Annotated in this window: 16 protein-coding genes; 13 read left to right on the top strand and 3 right to left on the bottom strand. The window is 68.8% G+C overall.

Annotated elements, in window-relative coordinates:
- The first annotated feature begins 32 nt into the window (after positions 1-32).
- Positions 33-701: a hypothetical protein gene (locus V6M37_RS00285; protein ID WP_332669867.1), complete on the top strand. Its 669-nt coding sequence runs from the start codon at positions 33-35 to the stop codon at positions 699-701.
- A 36-nt stretch (positions 702-737) separates the two neighbouring features.
- Here V6M37_RS00285 and V6M37_RS00290 read toward each other — a convergent pair whose 3' ends face one another.
- The 3 genes from V6M37_RS00290 to V6M37_RS00300 form a co-directional block, all read right to left on the bottom strand.
- The gene (locus tag V6M37_RS00290; RefSeq protein WP_332669869.1) at positions 738-2,603 is read right to left on the bottom strand and encodes a diguanylate cyclase; all 1,866 of its coding nucleotides are present in this window, start codon (positions 2,601-2,603) and stop codon (positions 738-740) included.
- A 191-nt stretch (positions 2,604-2,794) separates the two neighbouring features.
- Positions 2,795-3,922 (bottom strand): FAD-dependent oxidoreductase, encoded by a 1,128-nt coding sequence (locus tag V6M37_RS00295; protein WP_332669871.1) that lies wholly within the window; start codon positions 3,920-3,922, stop codon positions 2,795-2,797.
- Positions 3,919-4,701, bottom strand: a complete 783-nt coding sequence (locus V6M37_RS00300; protein WP_332669873.1) for a DUF3047 domain-containing protein — start codon at positions 4,699-4,701, stop codon at positions 3,919-3,921. The genes V6M37_RS00295 and V6M37_RS00300 overlap by 4 nt, the downstream gene beginning before the upstream one ends.
- 156 nt (positions 4,702-4,857) lie before the next feature.
- Between V6M37_RS00300 and arsS the strand changes: the two genes are divergently transcribed.
- The 12 genes from arsS to V6M37_RS00360 all read left to right on the top strand — a co-directional run.
- Complete coding sequence (arsS, locus tag V6M37_RS00305) at positions 4,858-5,811, top strand: arsenosugar biosynthesis radical SAM (seleno)protein ArsS (RefSeq protein ID WP_332669875.1); 954 nt, start codon at positions 4,858-4,860, stop codon at positions 5,809-5,811.
- 13 nt (positions 5,812-5,824) lie between these two features.
- Entirely contained in the window at positions 5,825-7,996 is a 2,172-nt protein-coding gene (locus V6M37_RS00310; protein WP_332669878.1) for an FAD-dependent oxidoreductase, read from the top strand.
- On the top strand, positions 7,993-8,667 hold the full coding sequence (locus V6M37_RS00315; protein ID WP_332669880.1) for a TIGR04283 family arsenosugar biosynthesis glycosyltransferase: 675 nt from the start codon (positions 7,993-7,995) through the stop codon (positions 8,665-8,667). Before V6M37_RS00310 ends, V6M37_RS00315 begins: the two co-directional genes overlap by 4 nt.
- 8 nt (positions 8,668-8,675) lie before the next feature.
- Complete coding sequence (locus tag V6M37_RS00320; protein WP_332669883.1) at positions 8,676-9,338, top strand: TIGR04282 family arsenosugar biosynthesis glycosyltransferase; 663 nt, start codon at positions 8,676-8,678, stop codon at positions 9,336-9,338.
- A gap of 168 nt (positions 9,339-9,506) precedes the next feature.
- Entirely contained in the window at positions 9,507-12,140 is a 2,634-nt protein-coding gene (locus tag V6M37_RS00325; RefSeq protein ID WP_332669885.1) for a putative bifunctional diguanylate cyclase/phosphodiesterase, read from the top strand.
- A 70-nt stretch (positions 12,141-12,210) separates the two neighbouring features.
- Entirely contained in the window at positions 12,211-12,615 is a 405-nt protein-coding gene (locus V6M37_RS00330; protein ID WP_332669887.1) for a PA2779 family protein, read from the top strand.
- Positions 12,616-12,619: 4 nt separating this feature from the next.
- Complete coding sequence (locus V6M37_RS00335) at positions 12,620-13,579, top strand: PA2778 family cysteine peptidase (RefSeq protein ID WP_332669889.1); 960 nt, start codon at positions 12,620-12,622, stop codon at positions 13,577-13,579.
- 235 nt (positions 13,580-13,814) lie between these two features.
- Entirely contained in the window at positions 13,815-14,513 is a 699-nt protein-coding gene (locus tag V6M37_RS00340; protein ID WP_332669891.1) for an OmpA family protein, read from the top strand.
- A 179-nt stretch (positions 14,514-14,692) separates the two neighbouring features.
- The gene (locus tag V6M37_RS00345; RefSeq protein ID WP_332669893.1) at positions 14,693-15,991 is read left to right on the top strand and encodes a DUF3422 family protein; all 1,299 of its coding nucleotides are present in this window, start codon (positions 14,693-14,695) and stop codon (positions 15,989-15,991) included.
- Positions 15,992-16,035: 44 nt separating this feature from the next.
- The gene (locus tag V6M37_RS00350) at positions 16,036-16,971 is read left to right on the top strand and encodes a phosphoribosylaminoimidazolesuccinocarboxamide synthase (RefSeq protein ID WP_332669896.1); all 936 of its coding nucleotides are present in this window, start codon (positions 16,036-16,038) and stop codon (positions 16,969-16,971) included.
- 256 nt (positions 16,972-17,227) lie between these two features.
- Positions 17,228-18,508: an MFS transporter gene (locus tag V6M37_RS00355; RefSeq protein ID WP_332669899.1), complete on the top strand. Its 1,281-nt coding sequence runs from the start codon at positions 17,228-17,230 to the stop codon at positions 18,506-18,508.
- 311 nt (positions 18,509-18,819) lie between these two features.
- On the top strand, positions 18,820-19,455 hold a 636-nt coding region (locus V6M37_RS00360; protein ID WP_332669901.1), incomplete at its 3' end, for a DUF2189 domain-containing protein.

Raw genomic sequence — 19,455 nt, forward strand, 5'->3', positions numbered from 1 at the left:
CACCAACCCGGCCTCGCCCTCCCCCGCCCCCGATGTCCCGACCCAACCTGAAGCTCAGCGTCGCGTTCGAGTTCGAACTATCCGCAGCGAACGACCTACTCGAACTCGGCCACGAGAACCTGTGCCAGGCGATGCACGACCTTCTCGGCGCGATGGTGTTGCAGGGAATGCCGACCATCACCGCGAAGCAACTCGGCAAGGCGGGCGTGACGGTGCTGTCGCATCGTCATCATCTGGACGTCGCGACCACCGCCGCGGCGACGATTCCTCGCGCGGAGTACGTCGCCGCGGGTCCGCACCTCACCGACGACGAACTCCTCCAGCTCGCGCGCCGCACGAGCGGCAAGCTCCCGGCGATCGAAGGCGAACGCGCGCGCGTGCTGCGCCGGCATGCGCTGGCGCTCGCCGGTGAGTTCCGGATGATTCCGTGCGTCGTGCACGCGCGCCTGTCATCGGGCAAGGACGCGCAGTTGCAGGGCCGGCTGAACCTCACGAACGGCAGCGTGCTGCTCGCCGAGCGCGACCGGCAGAGCCGGCTGCAGCCCAAGCAGGATTCGCTGCGCGTCGAAGGCAGCGGCAGCGGCGTCGGGCTCAAAGCGAGCTGTGCCGGCCACACGCTGAGCGGCCCGGTGATCGAAGTCCCGCTCGCGGAACTCGCCGCGCACCGGGACGCGCTGATCGGACTCTGGCAGAAGAGCTGAAAATCGGCCGCGGGCGCCCAGCGCCCGCCCATTTCGTCAGTACGACTCGGCGTGGCCTTCCCACATCTCGGTGGAGAACATCACGACGCGGTTGCGCCCCTCTTCCTTCGCGCGGTAGAGCGCGACGTCGGCGAACTTCACCGTCTGCCAGAACGTGTCGCTGTCGTGCGGGAACGTCGCGACGCCGACCGAGATCGTCTTCTGCAACACCGTGCCGCCGGCCTGGACCTTCATCTCCGCGACCGCCGCCCGGATGTTCTCCCCGACGCGCATCGCACCTTCCGCATCGGTCTCCTGCAGCACGATCAGGAATTCCTCGCCGCCGAAGCGGATGACCATGTCGGACGCGCGCACCGAGTGCTTCAGCACCGCGGCCAGCGCCTTCAGCACCGCGTCGCCGGCATCGTGGCCGTAGCTGTCGTTGACGACCTTGAAATAGTCGAGATCGAGCATCAGGATCGCGATCGTCGTTTTGCGCCGCCGGTTCGAGGCGATCAGCGTATCGACGTACTCTTCGAGGAAGCGCCGGTTGTTGAGGCCGGTCATCGCGTCGCGCAGCGACGACTCCCGCAGCGTCTCGGTCAGCCGCTTCGCCTCCAGCACCGGGGCCATCTCGCGCACATACACCTGCACGTACGGCATCTGCTCCTGGAACTCGTCGATTTTCGACTCCGGCACGACGAGCTGCACGACGTTGCCGACCGTCCCGGACTGCATGATCGGCACGCAGTAATGCCGGCGCGCTTCGCCGCCGTCGGCCGAAGGTTGGAACGCGTAGCAGATGCCCGGCTGCGCAAGGCCGTCGACCGCATGTCCGGACCGCTTGGCCCGGCACATTTCGCTGCGCGCGAGGATCTGCGGATCGCACCAGTGGCAGCCCGCGTTCGGCATGCCGTTGACGCTGACCGTCGCGAGCTGCTTCGGCCCGTCCGTCTCGTAAATCGAGAATTCCCCGATGCCGAAGCGTTCGACGAGCACCTTGCCGAAGCGGTCGAAAATCTGCGCCTTGGTCTCGTCCTCCTCGATCGCCTGCTTGAAGCCCGCCGCGTCGGCGAGGCCGTTGACCATGTCGATCGCGACTTCGAGCTGGTTCTCGTCGTGACTGACGGTGCGCCCGGTCAGCTGCACGACGCGCTGGCTGATCCGGCCGAGCCCCTCGTCGAGGAAGGTCAGCAGGTCGTTCGTGTGATTCGCGATCTCGCCGACCTCGTCGTCGGTGCGCTGCTCGACCCGTCCGCGGAAGTCGCCCTTCAGCGCCCGCTCGACGGCCCGCTCGACCGCCCGCGCCGTCGCGCCGACCGGCAGGATCAGGCGGCGCGCCGCGAGTATCGCGAGCAGCGAGAACACCGCGACGGTGACGATGATCATGAAGACGGTCGCGAGCGCCTTGCGCTTGAGTTCGGCCAGCGACAGCTCGATCGTGACCGCGCCGAGCACGTCGCCTTCGCCGACATTGTGGCACTGCAGGCAGTTCGGCGTGCCGCGCGCCGACGCGGCGAACGGAATCGTGCCGCGAAAGACCGATTCGCCGTCGATGTCGTCGAGGTTGTAGCGCGCCTTTCCGTCGGCGAGCACGAGTTTTTCCGTCTCGTCGGCCTGCATCTCGCGCGACATGCCGTTACCGAACTGGTCGTTGACGTGCGACGAGCGGACGACGCGGGCCGAACGGAGCCCCTGGACTTCCATCAGGCGGTCGAGGAATTGCTCGCGCTTGTCGATGATGCCGTGGATCATCGCCTCGGTCAGATGGACACGGACCATCTCGGCGGCGGTACGGACGTGCGCGGTCGAGGACGCGATCGAGTAGCTGCGGAAAGCGTAGAGGCTGATGACGATCAGCATAACCAGCGTTCCGAGCGAGACTCCGCCGAAGAGCAAGGTGACCTTGCGATTCAGGTTCATTACCACTCCTGCAGCCCGCTCCCGCGGGCATCCATTACATTTTCTTACGGGTCGAATTATGCCCGAGCGGCTTGCGCAACCGGCGGGTCGGCCGCGGATTTCGCGCCCGACGCGCAACGTAAGTCACACTCGGCGGCGGGCGTCCGGGTCGCCGGCCGCCTGGACTGGCGGTTTCGGGGGAACGGGAGCGGTCAGCGGGTCGAGCCGTCCCCGCTCGCACGGAAGCGTTCGACGAAGCGCCGGTCGATGCGGTCCTTCCAGCGCCATACCCACGCCCCCCACCAGCCGACGACACCGCGGGCGCCGAGCGCTGCACCGGTCCCGGTGCTGACGAGATAGAGCGCGCGGCGCTGCGGCCGCCAAGCGCGGAGCGGCTCGCCGGCGAGCGAGCGCAGCAGGTTTTCGGCGAGCGGCGGACCCGCGCGGACCGCAAACACGCCGGATTTCGGCCGTGGCGTCGCATAGGCCGCGCAATCACCGGCCGCGAAAACTTGCGGATGGGAAACCGAACGCAGCGTCGCGTCGACCCGCGCGTAGCCTTCGCGGTCGGTCGCGAGCCCGGAAGCGGCGATCCACGGATGCGCGGCCGCGCCGGTCGCAAGAAACACGTGGCGCGCGCCGAGGCCCGACCCGTCGTCGAGCAGCGCGCCGTCCGCGGTGATCGCGCACACTCTCCTGCCACCGTGCCACTCGATGCCGCGGTCGCGCATCAGCCTGCGGGCCCGCCATTGCACGATGCGCGGCAGGCCGTCGAGCGGTCGCGCCGCGGTGCCGACGACCGCGACGCGCGCATCGCGACGTCCGATCACGGCAAGTCTCGCCTGGAGCGCGAACGCGATTTCGACGCCGGCCGCGCCGCCGCCGACGACGAGCGCATCGCATTCGCGCCCCGCCGCGGCGTCGGCGAAGACGCGCTCGATCGCACCGATGAAGCCGTCGAGCGGTCGCACGGGCGTCGCAAACGTCGCCGCACCGGGAATCGCGTGAATCGCGGTCGCCGCGCCGGCGTCGATCGACAGCCGGTCGTATTCGATTCTCCGCCCGTCCGCCGTTTCGACGGTCCGCGCCGCCGCGTCGAGCCGCACGCAGGCCTGCCGCACGAGACGCGCGCCCGCGCGTCCGGCGAGGCCGGCGAGCGGGATCGAACACGCTTCGAGCCGATACGCGCCCGCGATCCATCCCGGCAACATCCCCGAATAGACCTGAGCGTCGGACGGCGAGACGAGGATCACCTCGACCGCGGCCAGCCGCTGGCGCGCAAAACGCTCGAGGACGAAAAGATGGGCGTGGCCGCCGCCCAGCAGCACCAGCCGCTTCATTCGCGCGGCGAGAACCGCAGGTCGCCGAACAGCGCCGTGACCCCTTCGCCGGTGTTGTCGGTGTCCGCGCTCACCGCGATGCCGATGATGCGCGGCGGCGCTTCGCCGAACGCGGCGCGAAAATCCGCCGCCACGTCGCGGCGCACCTCGATCCATTCGCCGGCACGCCGCGGCCCGCTGTCGACGACGACCATGCGCACGCGGTCGGTATAGGGGTTCGGCCCGGTCGCCCCGGCGGGCTGCGCCGCACCCCACACGTAGGCGATCGCGGCGGTCGGAAGTTCAGTCCCGTACGCGGCACGCGCGAGCGTCATCTTCAAGCGGTCGGCGACTGAGAGGCGCTCGACGGGAAAGTCGAACAGCACATACACGCGCCCGGCGTAGTCGTCGCCGTCCTTGCGCGTGAAGTCGGAGCCGGCGACGGGATTCGACACGTTCCAGCGCCACGCGAGGATCGGCGTCCCCGCCGGGTCGACGTCGAGCGGGTGCGCGAGCGCGGACGCCGACGCGTCGGAGCGGACGCGCAGGACCGTGCCGCCGTCGTCACGGACGAGGTCGAAGCGATTCGCCCGCTCGACCTTCGGCAGCGTCTGGTGACGCCACCCGCCGGGGAAGCCCTCGCCCGGTGCCACGAGCGAAAACGGCGCGGGCTGTGCCGGCTCCGCCGCGACCGGATGCGCGGCCGTCGCGAACGAGAGCGCCGCGAACGACAGCATCACGCTTGCCTTCGCCCGCCGAATCGCGGCGATCCCGCCGCGCGCACTCCTGATTGCCGCCATGCTGCTGTTATCCTCCGGTCTGTTCCGGCCGCGTTCCGCCCGCGCGAAGTGTAGACCGCGGCCCGGGTTCACGGCACGTTGGCCGGCACGCCGAGTCACAGAGCCATCGAACGATGCGGAAGCGGCGCGCTTCGCGCCCTCCGACGGAGAAATGTCATGCACGCCACCCTGCCGCTGCTCCAGGCGACCGAGTTTCCCGCGCTGCGCCGGCGAACGCTCGACACGCTGCAGGTCAATCTCGGCTACCGCTGCAACCAGAGCTGCGTCCATTGCCACGTGAACGCCGGTCCGAAGCGGACCGAAATGATGGACGCGGACACCGTCGCGCTGATCCCGGCAGTCCTCGCCGCGCGCGGGCTCGCGACCCTCGACATCACCGGTGGCGCGCCGGAAATGCACGGCGATTTCCGCCGCCTCGTGCGCGAGGCGCGCGCGCTCGACGTCCGGGTCATCGACCGCTGCAACCTGACGATCCTGTCCGAGCCCGGGCACGAGGATCTCGCCGAATTCCTCGCCGCCGGGCGCGTCGAGGTCGTCGCGTCGCTGCCGTGCTATTCGGCCGCGAACGTCGACCGCCAGCGCGGCGACGGCGTGTTCGAACGCAGCATCGCCGCGCTGCGCCGTCTCAACGCGCTCGGCTACGGGCGCGGCACCGGCGATCTCGTGCTGAACCTCGTCTATAACCCGCTCGGTCCGGTGCTGCCCCCCGCGCAGGACGTGCTCGAAGCGGCGTACAAGCGCGAACTCGGTGCGCAGTTCGGCATCGTCTTCGACCGCCTGTTCACGCTCGCGAACATGCCGATCCAGCGCTTCGGCAGCATGTTGATCTCGAAGGGACAGTTCAACGACTACATTCGGCTGCTGAAGGAAAACTTCGCCGCCGGCAACCTCGACAACGTGATGTGTCGCAGCCTCGTCAGCGTCGACTGGCAGGGCTATCTGTACGACTGCGACTTCAACCAGCAGCTCGGCCTGGCGCTGCCGGGCGCGGGGCGGCCACATCTGCACGACCTCCTGAGCGACGATCTCCAAGGGCGCGCGATCCGCGTCGCCGACCATTGCTACGGCTGCACCGCGGGCCAGGGCAGCAGTTGCGGCGGCGCGCTGTGAGCCGAACGCGGTCGTGAAGAAGGCCGTCCTGCTCGCCGCGCTCGCGCTCGCCGTCGCGGCGTTCTTCGCGTTCGACCTCGACCGGCTGCTCAGCTTCGACGCGCTGAAGCAGGGACAGCAGGCCTTCGCGCTGCGCTACGAGCAATCGCCGCTCGCGTTCGTGGCCGGCTACTTCGCGATCTATGTCGTCGTCACCGCGCTGTCGCTGCCGGGCGCGACGATCATGACGCTCGCCGGCGGCGCGCTGTTCGGCCTCGTCGCGGGCACCATAATCGTGTCGTTCGCATCGACGATCGGCGCCACACTCGCGTTCCTCGTGTCGCGCTTCCTGCTGCACGACCTCGTGCAGCGCCGCTTCGGCGACAAGCTGAAGGCGATCAACGACGGCATCGCGCGCGACGGCGCGTTCTATCTCTTCACGCTGCGGCTCGTGCCGCTGTTTCCGTTCTTCCTGATCAACCTGCTGATGGGCATCACGCCGATCCGCGCACGGACCTTCTACTGGGTCAGCCAGCTCGGGATGCTCGCCGGAACGGTCGTGTATGTGAATGCCGGCACGCGGCTCGCGGCGATCGACACCCCGGCGGGCATCCTGTCGCCGGCGCTGCTGCTGTCCTTCGCGCTGCTCGGCGTCTTTCCGCTGATCGCGCGACGCCTCGTCGCGGTCATCCGCAGCCGTCGCGTGTTCGCGCGCTGGCTGCGGCCGAAGGCGTTCGACCGCAACCTCGTCGTCATCGGCGGCGGCGCCGCCGGCCTCGTCTCGGCCTACATCGCCGCCGCGGTGAAGGCGAAAGTGACGCTGGTCGAAGCAGAAAAGATGGGCGGCGACTGCCTCAACACGGGCTGCGTGCCGAGCAAGGCGCTGATCCGCAGCGCAAAGCTCGCCCACCGCATCCGCCACGCCGACCGCTACGGCCTCGCCGCCGGCGAACCGCGCTTCGACTTTCGCGCCGTCATCGAACGGGTGCGCAACGTGATCCGCGCGATCGAGCCGCACGACAGCGCCGAGCGCTATGCCGGGCTCGGCGTCGAAGTCCTCGCCGGGAACGCGCACATCGTCGATCCCTGGACCGTCGAAGTCGCGCTCAACGACGGCGGCACTGCGCGGCTGACAACACGCAGCATCGTCATCGCCGCCGGCGCCCGCCCGTTCGTCCCGCCGCTGCCCGGACTCGACGAGGTCGGCTACGTGACGAGCGACACGCTGTGGGATGCGCTGGCGTCGCACGACGCGTCGCCCACGCGCCTCGTCGTCCTCGGCGGCGGGCCCATCGGCTGCGAGCTCGCGCAGGCGTTCGCGCGGCTCGGCTCGCAGGTCGTCATCGTCGAAATGGCGCCCCGGCTGCTCGCGCGCGAAGACGACGAAATCTCGGCGCTCATGCAGGCGGCGCTCGCCGCCGACGGCGTCGAAGTCCTCACCGGCCACGCGGCCCGGCGTTGTGAACGCGGCGCCGCCGACGAAACGGGCGAGTCGAAGTGGCTCGTCGTCGCGCACGACGGGGCGGAGCGGCGCATCCCGTTCGACATGCTCCTCGTCGCCGTCGGGCGCAGCGCGCGGCTGTCGGGCTACGGCCTCGAAGCGCTCGGCATCCCGGTGGACCGCACCGTCACGACGAACGAATACCTCGAGACGCTCTACCCGAACATCTTCGCCGCCGGCGACGTCGCGGGGCCGTACCAGTTCACGCACACCGCCGCGCACATGGCCTGGTATGCGACCGTCAACGCGCTGTTCGGCGGGCTGCGGAAATTCCGCGTCGACTACTCGGCGGTGCCGGCGGCGACCTTCGTCGACCCGGAAGTCGCGCGCGTCGGCCTTAACGAGCGCGAAGCAATCGCGCACGGGGTCGCGCACGAAGTCACGCGCTACGACCTCGGCGACCTCGACCGCGCGATCGCCGACGGCGACGCGCGCGGCTTCGTCAAGGTGCTGACCGTGCCCGGCAAGGACCGCATCCTCGGCGCGACGATCGTCGGTGAGCACGCGGCGGATCTCCTCGCCGAATTCGTCCTCGCGATGAAGCACGGGCTCGGGCTGAACAAGATCCTCGGCACGATCCACATCTATCCGACGCTCGCCGAAGCGAACAAGTACGCGGCCGGCGAATGGAAGCGCGCGCACGCGCCGCAGAAGCTGCTCGCGTGGGTCGAGCGCTTCCACACTTGGCGGCGGGGCCGGCCGTGAAGCTGTCGATCGTCGTCCCGGTGCTGAACGAGGCGGAGAACCTGCCGGCGCTGCTCACGCGCCTCGTCCCGCTGCGCGCGTGCGGCACGGAGATCATCGTCGTCGATGGCGGCAGCCGCGACGGTTCGCCGGCGCTGGTGGCGCACGCGGGCGTGACGCTGATCCACTCGGGCACCGGGCGGGCGCGCCAGATGAACGCCGGCGCCGCCCGCGCGAGCGGCGACGCGCTGCTGTTCCTGCACGCCGACACCGCGCTGCCCGCGTTCGCCGACCGCGTCGTCGCGGCCGCGCTCGACGCCGGCACCCGGGCGTGGGGGCGCTTCGACGTGCGCATCGCAGGGCGCTCGCCGCTGCTCCGCGTCGTCGCTGCGATGATGAACCTGCGCTCGCGGCTCACCGGCATCGCGACCGGCGACCAGGCGATGTTCGTGACCCGGCGCGCGTTCGATGCGGTCGGCGGGTTTCCCGACCTGCCGCTGATGGAGGACATCGAGCTGTCGCGGCGGCTGAAGGCGGTCTCGCGGCCGATCTGCCTGCCCCAGCGTGTGCTGACTTCCGGACGACGCTGGGAGACGCGCGGGGGGTGGCGGACGATCTTTTTGATGTGGCGGCTGCGCTTTGCATGGTGGCGCGGCGTGCCGGCCGAACGTCTCGCGCGGCGCTACCGCTGAGCAAGGCAATGAACGACATCGATCACCCGAAGACAAGGCCGCAGTGGACGACTTCCGGCACCGTCCGCGTGATCGTCTTCGCAAAGGCGCCGCTGCCGGGCCTCGCGAAAACCCGGCTGATCCCGGCGCTCGGCGCCGACGGCGCGGCCCGCCTCGCCGCCCGGATGCTCGGCGCTACCCTCGCCGCGGCGTGCGACGCGAAGCTCGGCCCCGTCGAGCTGTGCGTCGCGCCGGACGCCCGCGACCCCGCGTGGCAAGGGGTGCCGATTCCACCCGGCGTCATGGTCACGTCGCAGGGCGACGGCGACTTGGGCGCGCGGATGTCCCGTGCCGCGGCGCGGGCGGTCGCGCGCAGCGAAGCGGTGCTGCTGATCGGCACCGATTGTCCGCAAATGTCCACCGGCGTGCTGCGCGCCGCCGCACAGGCGCTGCGCGACGCGGACGCGATCCTTCATCCGAGCAGCGACGGCGGTTACGTCCTTCTCGGCCTCGCGCGCTTCGACCCACGGCTTTTCACGCGGATCGCATGGAGCACGGCGAGCGTCGCGGCGACGACGGTCGAGCGCATCCGCGCGCTGGGCTGGTCGCTGACGCTCGGCGCGACATTCGACGACATCGACGTGCCCGACGACCTGCGGCGCCTGCGCGAATCGGCCAAAAGTAATACCTGAACCGGAACCGAACGGAGGAATTACTTCCTATGCGCCTACTGGCCGCAGGGGTATATTCGCGCCGAATTCGGCTGTTACCGCTTGTTACTGTCGCGCTTTTTCCGCGTCGACTGGCATGTAAGGTTCCAGCCAGCCCCCCTTCACCGGTGCCCAGGCGAGCCAGATTCGATGACTCCAATCAAGACGATCCGCGGACTCCTGCTGACCGCAGCAGTAGTGTTTTCGTGCGCCCTCGTGTTCGCGACGCATCACGTCGTGTCGGGCCTGTTCGAGCGCGCGGTGCGCGACGAGGCGATGCGCGACGCTGCGACGTTCGCGGACATGACGTTCGAATCGATGTTCCAGCTGATGCGCACCGGCTGGTCGCGCGCGCAGCTCGAAGAGTTCATCCAGGCGATCCGGCGTTCGGTCGACAAGACGCAGCACCAGATCGAGATCTACCGCGCCCCGCGCGTCGCTGCCCGGTTCGGCGAAATCGTGCAGAAGGAGATGGACGAGGCGATCCTGCGGGCGATCGCCGATGGCGAATCGCGACGCATCGACACCGGGCCGGAGATCCGCTTCATCCACCCGCTGCGCGCCGAGGCGCAGTGCCGCCAGTGCCACGTGAATGCGGACCCCGGCGACGTCCTCGGCGTCATCGACGTGCGCCAGGACATCACGCCGCTGCTCGAAACGGGCAGTCGCAAGTTCCTGTGGGCGTTCGCGCCGATCATCCCGGTCGCGGTCGTCGCCGCGCTGCTGATGTTCGTCTATATCCGCCGCCGCCTCGACCGCGCCATCGCCGGTTTCGCGCAGAACATCCGCTCGGTGAGCAAGCTCTCAGACCTGAAGCAGCTCGAGAAGGCGACGCTCGACTTCGGCTTCGACGAGTTCCGCCCGGTCGCGCACGAAGTCCGGCAGCTGACCGAGCGCGTGCGATCGATCGCGGTCGACAAGGAAATGCTCGAATTCGAAATCCGCCTGCTCGAGAAATTCATCCTGACGTCCGACGTCGTCAAGGATTGGCGCGAGTACGTGAACCGGCTGCTGATCGACATCGACGACGTGATGCCGGCCTATGCGCTGTTCTCGATCTTCAAGATCGGCGACGACATCTTCGACCTCGAAGTGTTCTGGCGCTACGCGCCGTCGGACGCGAGCAAGCAGCTCTTCGAGGAGACGATCAAGGAATCGCTCGGCCGCAACCCGTACTTCGCCTGCGGCTACGCGGTCAGCATCGAGCACAACATCGCCGACAGCTCGCGCGCGTCGGCCGAGCTCGTGCGCGCCGACATCGAGGTGCAGACGAAGTCGCTGCTCGTCGAGGCGCCGAAGATCGGCGGCATCGTCGGCATCGGGATGCAGGCGCAGGCGAACGCCGACGCGACGCGCTGGCTCGTCGTCGAGAGCATCCTGTCGACGCTGCTGAACGTCGTCGGCTCGGTGAAGGCGATCGACAAATACACGAAGGATCTCGAGTACTACGCGACGCGCGACCCGCTGACGAACCTCTACAACCAGCGCGTGTTCTGGGAACTGCTCGACAGCGAGGCGACCCGCTCGGGGCGGCACGGCTACAAGTTCGGCCTCGTGGTCATCGACGCGGACAACTTCAAGTCGGTCAACGACACCTACGGCCACGGCTTCGGCGACGTTTTCCTGCAGGAAGTCGCGGCGAAGATCCGCGGCGCGATGCGCGAGGACGACCTGCTCGCGCGCTACGGCGGCGACGAGTTCGTCGCGATCCTGCCGGAGACCGACCTCGCCGGCACGGTCGAAGTCACGCAGCGGATCATGCACGCGGTCACCGCGCTGTCGATCGAGACGCCGGGCGGCGCGCGCGTCAGCGGCGCGCTGTCGATTGGCATGGCGGTGTATCCGGACCACGCGGTCGAGACGAAAGACCTCTTCCTGTTCGCCGACAGCATGATGTACCGCGCGAAGGCCGACGGTAAGGGCCGCATCTCGGTGCCGACCGAGCAGGACGTCGTCGAGGTTTTCCGCTCGCTGTCGGAGAAGAGCATCCTGATCCTCGGCGCGGTCGAGGCGCGCGGCGTGATCCCGTTCTACCAGCCGATCGTCAACCCGCGCACCGGCGAGGTCGAGGCGCTCGAAGTGCTGTCCCGCATCCGGCTCGAGGACGGCACGCTGCTCGTTGCCGACGCGTTCGTCGCGATCGCCGAGAAGATGGGCCTGATGCACAAGCTCGACTACATCCTGATGGAGCGCGCGCTCCAAGCGGCCGCGGCGGCCAACTACCAGGGCCTGCTGTTCCTGAACATGTCGCCGCGCGCGCTCGTGCTGAACGATTTCGTGCAGCAGACGCGACGCATCGCGGCCGAATGCAACTTCGACCCCTCGCGCATCGTGTTCGAGATCACCGAGCGCGAGACGATCAAGAACATGGCGCTGCTCGAACGCTTCATCAACACGCTGCGCGGCGAAGGCTTCCGCCTCGCGATCGACGACTTCGGCTCGGGCTTCTCGTCCTTCCACTATGTCAAGCGCTTCCCGATCGACTTCCTGAAGATCGAAGGCGACTTCATCCTCGGGATGAAGCACAACGACAAGGATCGCGCGCTCGTGCGCAGCATCGTCGCGCTGTCCCGCGACCTCGGCATCCGCACGGTGGCGGAGTACGTCGAGGACGACGAAGTGCTCGCGAAAGTCGTCGAGCAGTCGATCGACCTCGCGCAGGGCTACCACATCCGGCGCCCGACTCCATCGATCATCGAAGCTCTCGACGTGCATATCTGCCCAAGCATTCAGAATCGTCGCGATGCCAAGCGAAAGCCGGCATCGCTGCCTACACTGAAGTGATCGGCCTCGCCCGCCCCGGGAACGGCGCCGGTCTCGCTCATCGACGCGCATCCACAGGAGGAGACAAATCATGAAAAGGCTTCAGCGCTTACTCTCGATGTTGCTTGTCATCTGCTTCACGAACGCGACGATGTTCCAGGTCGCACAGGCGGCACTCGTCACCACCGAGCAGGTCGCAGGCATCTCATCGGCATCCGGCAACGACGCCTCGCCGCATGAACGCCTTTCCGCACTGATGGCCCGCAGCGACGTGCAGAGCGAACTCGAACGCCTCGGCCTGACGCCGGACCTCGCGAAGGCGCGTATCGCGGCGCTCACCGACGAGGAAGCGACGATGCTCGCGCAGCAGATCGAAAATGCGCCCGCCGGCGGCAACGACGTGCTCGGCGTCGTGGTGTTCGTGTTCCTCGTGCTGCTGATCACCGACATCCTCGGGTTCACGAAGATCTTCCCGTTCACGCGATCGGTTCGCTGAAACCTTGAAGGGACGCAACGTTCCCGCGCCGCGCCAGCCGTCTTCGTTCCTCACGCTGCTGGCCGGCGTCGTGTTCGCGCTCGTGCTGTCGGGCTGCGCGGTGCAGACGCCGCGCCTGCTCGCCGAGCCCCCGCGCGATCTGCCGCGGCGGGTCGAACTCGCCGGTACGCCGTTCTTCCCGCAGGAAGAATTCCGGTGCGGGCCGGCGGCGCTCGCGACGGCGCTGTCCGCGGCGGGGCTGCCGGCGCGGCCGGACGAACTCTCCGACCAGGTCTTCCTGCCCGCGCGCGAAGGTTCCTTGCAGCTCGAGATGCTTGCCGGCTCGCGGCGGCACGGCGCCGTCGCGACGCGGATTCCGGGCACGCTCGAAGCGGTGATGCGCGAGACGGCGGCGGGCCATCCGGTGGTCGTGCTGCAGAACCTCGGGCTGTCGTGGGTGCCGTACTGGCACTACGCGGCCGTCATCGGCTACGACCTCGACGAAGGCGATTTCGTGCTGCGATCCGGCACGACCGAACGCCTCGAACTCGCGTTCCGCACTTTCGAGCACACCTGGAACCGGTCGCAGCGCTGGGCCTTCGTGGCCTTGCCGCCGGGCCGCCTGCCGGCGACCGCCAGCGAGGAGGAAGTCACCCGCGGGCTCGTCGCTTTCGAACGCAACGCGCCGCCGGCCGCCGCCGCGCAAGGCTATCTGGCGGCGCTCGGGCGCTGGCCCGGCAGCCTCGTTCTCGCGATCGGCCTCGGCAACGCGCGTTACGCCGCCGGCGACCTCTCCGGCGCAGAACACGCCTTCCGGGACGCCGCGTCCCGACACGGATCGGCCGCGGCGTTCAACAACCACGCCCGCGTGCTGCTCGAACTCGGGCGACACGACGAGGCGCGGCAGGCGGCGCAGCAGGCGGTGCGGCTCGGCGGACCGCTGCATGAAACCGCGCTCGCGACGCTGCGCGCGGTCGATGAATGACCGGCGAGGCGACGGCGTCCACGCGGCGACGCCTTCCGGTTCGCCGTTCGTTCGCGCCGCAGTTCCCCGCGACGGCGGGAGCGGCCCGGCAATGCACGATGCCGCGCGAGGGTCGCAGAAAACGACGGCGAGATACCGGATTTCGGCATCGACTACTTACATCTTGTCATCTCCGCACTGAGAGAGGTCGGGCAGAATCGCTCCCCGACAAGAACAAGCACAGAGGCCAACAGCCATGAAAAAAATCATTCTCGCGGCGGCCACGACGATGTTCGTCGCCGCCTGCGCACAGAACCCTTACACCGGCGAGCATGCGCAGACCGCACGCGGCGCGACGATCGGCGCCGGCGCGGGCGCGATCGTCGGCGGCGTTGCGGCCGGGTCGGGTGACCGCACGAAAGGCGGCCTGATCGGCGCGGCGGTCGGCGCGACGATCGGTGGCCTCGTCGGCCGCCAGATGGACAAGCAGGAAGCCGAACTGCGCCAGCAAATGGCCGGCACCGGCGTCGAAGTGCAGCGGCAGGGCGACACGATCCGCCTGCAGGCGCCCGAGAACATCACGTTCGACACCAACCGCGCCGACGTCAAATCCCAGTTCCAGCCGGTCCTGAACCAGCTCGCGCAGAGCATCCGGCAGTATCCCGGCACCGTCGTGCAGGTCGAGGGGCACACCGACGCGACCGGCGCCGCGACGTATAACCAGACGCTCTCGGAGAACCGCGCGGGAGCGGTGCGCAGCTACCTGGTCCGGCAGGGCATCGAGGCGAACCGCCTCGCCGCGGTCGGCTACGCCGCGACGCGCCCCGTCGCCGACAACAGCACCGTTGCCGGTCGCGCGCAGAACCGGCGCGTCGAAGTGCTGATCGTGCCGACCGAGGAATCGGCGCAACAGCAACAGCAACAACAGCAGACGGCGCCGGGACCGCGCTACTGAGCCGCCATGCCGCCACCGGGGCTGCGCGCGGCGGCGCCGGCGGCGGTCGATCCAAATCAATAATGTCCGCTCGCCTGCCAGCACAGATGTCCGGCGGGACGCATCAGGGCAGAACGGGCTTCCGCGGGGACTGCAGGACCGCTACGCTAGCGGGCTCCCCGGCCCCCTCCTCCTCCGACATGCCCTTGTTCGAAGAACATCCGCAACGCCGCCTGCTCAACGACGAAGTCCACGCCCGTCCGCCGGTGCCGCTGCAAACGCCGGAATTCGTCAGCTATCTCGCCTTTCTGCATGTCGAGGACAGTGCGAGCCGCGAAGCGCAACACCTGAACGACCTCGCCGCGCAGCTCGGCCTCGCCGAACCGGACGCATCCACCGGCCACGTGTCGCTCGACGCCGGCGCGTTCCGACTGCGCTGGGAGCGGCACACCGAGTTTTCGAGCTACACCTTCTTTCGCCGCTGCGCAGGCGACGACGATACCGTCGCGAGACTGGCCTTGTTCGCAGTGCCGGCGTCGTGGCGCCGGGAGATTCCCGGCCAGCTGATCGTCGCAACACACGTCGAGGTACGCGACGCCGCCGACGATCCGCCCGAAACCGTGATCGCGCAGGACGGGCACGAGTTTTCGCCGGTCGTCGCGTCGGGCGTCACCGCCGGCGCCGGCTGGGTACTGACCGACTTCCAGATCGTCGACGGCTTCTCGCGCTTCATCGTGTTCAACCGCTCGATGACGCCGCGGCAGGCCGGGCGGACGGTGCAGCGCCTCCTCGAGATCGAGACCTACCGCGTGATGGCGCTGCTCGCGCTTCCGGTCGCGAAGGACGTCGGGCGCCTGCTCGCGCGCGCCGAGAACGAACTCGCCGACCTGACCGATGCGATGGGCCGGTCGGCGGCGACGGACGATGAACGCGGCGTGCTCAACCGCCTGACGCGGCTCGCCGCCGACATCGAACGATCGGTCGCGCGCACTTCGTTCCGGTTCGGCGCCGCCGCCGCGTATTACCAACTCGTGCGCCAGCGCATCGAGGATTTGCGCGAAGTCCGCCTCGACGGCTTCCCGCCGATCCGCGAGTTCATGGATCGCCGCCTCGCGCCGGCGATCGCGACCTGCGCGACGATGGCGCGGCGCCAGGAGGACCTGTCGAGCCGCATCGCGCGCAATTCGCAATTGCTGCGCACGCGGGTCGACATCGAACTCGAGCGGCAGAACCAGGAGCTGCTCGCGCAGATGAACCGCCGCGCGAAACTGCAGCTGCGGCTGCAGGAAACCGTCGAAGGCCTGTCGGTCGTCGCGATCACGTATTACGGCTCGCAGCTCGTGCAATACCTCGCGAAAGGCGGCAAGGATTTCCTCACACCGGCGACGCCTGAGGTCGTCACCGCGGTGTCGATCCCGATCATCGCCGGCCTGGTCGCGCTCGGACTGCGGCGGATGCGCCGCCAGCTCGCCGCCGAGGAAGCGGCGCCCGGCCACTGAACAAGCTGGCCTATAATCGCGTTTTGCCCTGAACGAGTTCCGCCGTGGCCCAACCCCTGTTCGAATCCACCATCCAGAGCCTGCCGCTGCTCGGCCGCGGCAAGGTCCGCGACATTTATGCCGTCGACGCCGACAAGCTGCTGATCGTCACCAGCGACCGGCTGTCCGCATTCGACGTGATCCTGCCGGACCCGATTCCGGACAAGGGCCGCGTGCTGACGGCGATGGCGAGTTTCTGGTTCAAACGGCTCGGCCACATCGTGCCTAACCAGCTCACCGGCATCGACCCGGAATCCGTCGTCCCCGCCGCCGAGCGCGAGCAGGTGCGCGGCCGCGCGCTCGTCGTCAAGCGCCTGAAGCCGCTGCCGATCGAGGCCGTCGTGCGCGGCTACGTGATCGGCTCGGGCTGGAAGGACTACCAGGACAGCGGCGCGATCTGCGGGATCACGCTGCCGAGCGGGCTCAAGCAGGCGGCGAAGCTGCCGTCACCGATCTTCACGCCGGCATCGAAGGCCGATGTCGGCGATCACGACGAGAACATCTCGTTCGCCGAAGCGCAAACGCGCTGCGCCGCCGCGCTGAGCGACCTCCTCGCCGGCACCGGCAGGAACGGCGCGCAGCTCGCCGCGCAGGCCCGCGAGGCCGCGACCGCGCTCTACAGCGAGGCGGCGAACTACGCAATCGGCCGCGGCATCATCATCGCCGACACGAAGTTCGAGTTCGGCGTCGACGCGGCGGGCACGCTGCACCTGATCGACGAGGCGCTGACGCCCGATTCGTCGCGCTTCTGGCCGGCCGACAGCTACCGCGAAGGCATCAGCCCGCCGAGCTACGACAAGCAGTACGTGCGCGACTACCTCGAAACGCTGACCTGGGGCAAGAAGGCGCCCGGCCCGAACCTGCCCGCCGACGTCATCGCACGCACTGCGGCGAAGTACCGGGAAGCGTACGAACGGCTGACCGGGCAGTCGCTCGGCTGAGCGCTTCACGCCCGGAGCGGGCACGCGGCTGAAGTCCCCGGCATCCGCCCGGGCGAGCGCTCGGGCGGCACGCGTCGGGGCTTCCGGATCGCCGCACGAGAGCGGCGAAGCCCCCTTCGGTTCGCCGGCAACCCGACGAGAATCCACGGCCACGCTTCGCGGCCCGGCCACGCCGCCGGGTTCGTCCGCTTCGGCGCCGCGCTGAAGCGGATCGAAAATTACAAGACGGCGCACGATGCCGTCGCAGGGAGACAACATGTCATCGCCAGCATCCGGGCGCAGCGTCGCGCTCGCGGTCGTCATCGCCGCCTATATCCTTTCGTTTTTCCACCGCTTCGCGCCCGCGGGCATCTCGCAGGACCTCGCGACCGCGTTCCAGACGAACGCCGCGTCGCTCGGCGCTCTCGCCGCGACATATTTCTACGTCTATACGGTCATGCAGGTGCCGACCGGCATCCTCGTCGACACGCTCGGCCCACGCCGCATCCTGCTGCTCGGCGGCCTCGTCGCCGCCGCCGGCAGCGCCCTGTTCGGACTTTCGCCCGACCTGAACCTCGCCCTCGTCGGCCGCACCCTCGTCGGCCTCGGCGTGTCGGTCGTGTTCATCGCGATGCTCAAGCTGATCGCGTTGTCGTTCGACGAGCGCCGTTTCGCGACGATGGTCGGGCTGTCGATGCTCGTCGGCAACCTCGGCTCCGTACTTGCGGGAACGCCGCTCGCGATGATCGTCGAAGTCACGTCGTGGCGCGGCGTGTTCGTCGGCGCGGCCGCGCTTTCGGCGCTGCTCGGCGTGGCCTGCTGGCTGTTCATCCGCGATGGCAGCGGCACGAAAACGACGGTCGACCGGACGGTGATCCTGTCGGGACTCCTCGGGGTGCTGAAGAATCGCGAAACCTGGCCGGCGGTGATCGTGAACTTCGGCATCGGCGGCAGCTTCTTCGCGTTCGCGGGGCTGTGGGCGACGCCCTACCTCGTGCAGGTTCACGAGATGAGCCGCGTCGTCGCCGCGAACCACCTGTCGCTGTATTTCGCCGGCTTCGCGGTCGGCTGCCTCGCGATGGGCTCGCTGTCGGATCGCCTCGCGCGGCGCAAGCCGGTGCTGACCGGCGCCGGCGTCGTCTATTGCACGCTATGGCTGGTCTGGCTCGCCGCGGTGCGCATGCCGGTCGGCGTCAGTTACGGACTCTTCGCCCTGATGGGCCTCGCGACCGCGGGCTTCGCGCTGACCTGGGCCTGCGCGAAGGAAGTCAATCCGCCGCATCTGTCCGGCATGAGCACCAGCGTCACGAATATGGGCGGCTTCCTCGCCGGCGCGTTGCTGCAACCCGCGGTCGGGGCGACGCTCGACCTCGGCTGGGACGGCGTGCTCGTCGATGGCGTCCGGCGGTACTCGGTCGACACCTTCCGGCTCGGCCTCGCGCTGCTCGCGGCGGTGGCCTTCACCGGCATGGTCGCCAGCCTGTTCGTCCGCGAGACCCGCTGCCGCAACGTCTGGCAACCTCCACCGATCGCGCCGTTCGCACGCGAAGCGCGCTGACAGGCGCATACATCGACGGCGAGGCCAGAGCGTTTCCCGTCCGCCGTCCACCTGCGCCCGTTGTGGCAAATGCGTAAGCGTTGCGGACGGGAGCAGCCCCTCCAGGCTTGCTGCGGTGCCTCCGCGAGGGTGCAGGTGTTGCAGCTGCAGCCCTTGCGCCGCCGGACACGGTCGCTCGTCCGCTTCTCTGCGACCCCGACGCCAGCCCGAACTTCCGTGATTGCCGTTCCTCTAACCAGCGCCGACGATTTCGGGTCCGTCATCCGCACCCGCGGGTCGCAATGGAACTTCCCGCTCAGAAGGAGGCCGACATGGACAAGCCCTACGGCACGCTCGACCGGCATTCCGAACACCCCCACGTGCGTCCGATCGACATCGGCGATCCGTTCCGCTGGCTGCAGCGGGGGTGGGAGGACATGCGGAGGAACCTCCCGGCGAGCGTGAGCTACGGCTTGCTGTTCAGCGGTATCGGCTATTTCATCCTCGCGTATACGAACGGGATTCCGTACCTGTTCAGCGCGGCGATCTCGGGCTTTCTCCTTGTCGGCCCGCTCGCGGCGGCCGGCCTGTACGAAATCTCGCGAAGGCAGGAGGACGGGGACAGCGTCAGCTTCGGCGAATCGCTGCGAGGCTTCCGCGACCACAGCGCCCACCTGCTGTTCTTCGGCGCCTTCCTCGCCTTCGTGCTGCTCGGCTGGGAACGCCTGTCGGCAATCCTGTTCTCGGCGTTCGATGTCCACAACGTCGCGAGCGCCGGCGGTTTCGTCCAGGAAGTGCTGCTCTCCGGGCAATACCCGGTGTTCATCACCTCCTATGTCGTCGTCGGCGGTGTGATCGCCGCGATCGTGTTCGCGCTGTCGGTCGTGTCGGTGCCGATCCTGATGGACCGGGACATCGACGTCGTGTCCGCGATGGCGACGAGCATGCGCGCGGTCGGCGCGAACCTC

Source organism: Aromatoleum sp., assembly GCF_036675785.1.
Classification (GTDB): domain Bacteria; phylum Pseudomonadota; class Gammaproteobacteria; order Burkholderiales; family Rhodocyclaceae; genus Aromatoleum.

Coding starts and splice junctions, on each gene's coding strand:
- V6M37_RS00285 (WP_332669867.1), top strand. CDS start 33: ATGTCCCGACCCAACCTGAAGCTCAGCGTCGCGTTCGAGTTCGAACTA.
- V6M37_RS00290 (WP_332669869.1), bottom strand. CDS start 2,603: ATGAACCTGAATCGCAAGGTCACCTTGCTCTTCGGCGGAGTCTCGCTC.
- V6M37_RS00295 (WP_332669871.1), bottom strand. CDS start 3,922: ATGAAGCGGCTGGTGCTGCTGGGCGGCGGCCACGCCCATCTTTTCGTC.
- V6M37_RS00300 (WP_332669873.1), bottom strand. CDS start 4,701: ATGGCGGCAATCAGGAGTGCGCGCGGCGGGATCGCCGCGATTCGGCGG.
- arsS (WP_332669875.1), top strand. CDS start 4,858: ATGCACGCCACCCTGCCGCTGCTCCAGGCGACCGAGTTTCCCGCGCTG.
- V6M37_RS00320 (WP_332669883.1), top strand. CDS start 8,676: ATGAACGACATCGATCACCCGAAGACAAGGCCGCAGTGGACGACTTCC.
- V6M37_RS00325 (WP_332669885.1), top strand. CDS start 9,507: ATGACTCCAATCAAGACGATCCGCGGACTCCTGCTGACCGCAGCAGTA.
- V6M37_RS00330 (WP_332669887.1), top strand. CDS start 12,211: ATGAAAAGGCTTCAGCGCTTACTCTCGATGTTGCTTGTCATCTGCTTC.
- V6M37_RS00340 (WP_332669891.1), top strand. CDS start 13,815: ATGAAAAAAATCATTCTCGCGGCGGCCACGACGATGTTCGTCGCCGCC.
- V6M37_RS00345 (WP_332669893.1), top strand. CDS start 14,693: ATGCCCTTGTTCGAAGAACATCCGCAACGCCGCCTGCTCAACGACGAA.
- V6M37_RS00355 (WP_332669899.1), top strand. CDS start 17,228: ATGTCATCGCCAGCATCCGGGCGCAGCGTCGCGCTCGCGGTCGTCATC.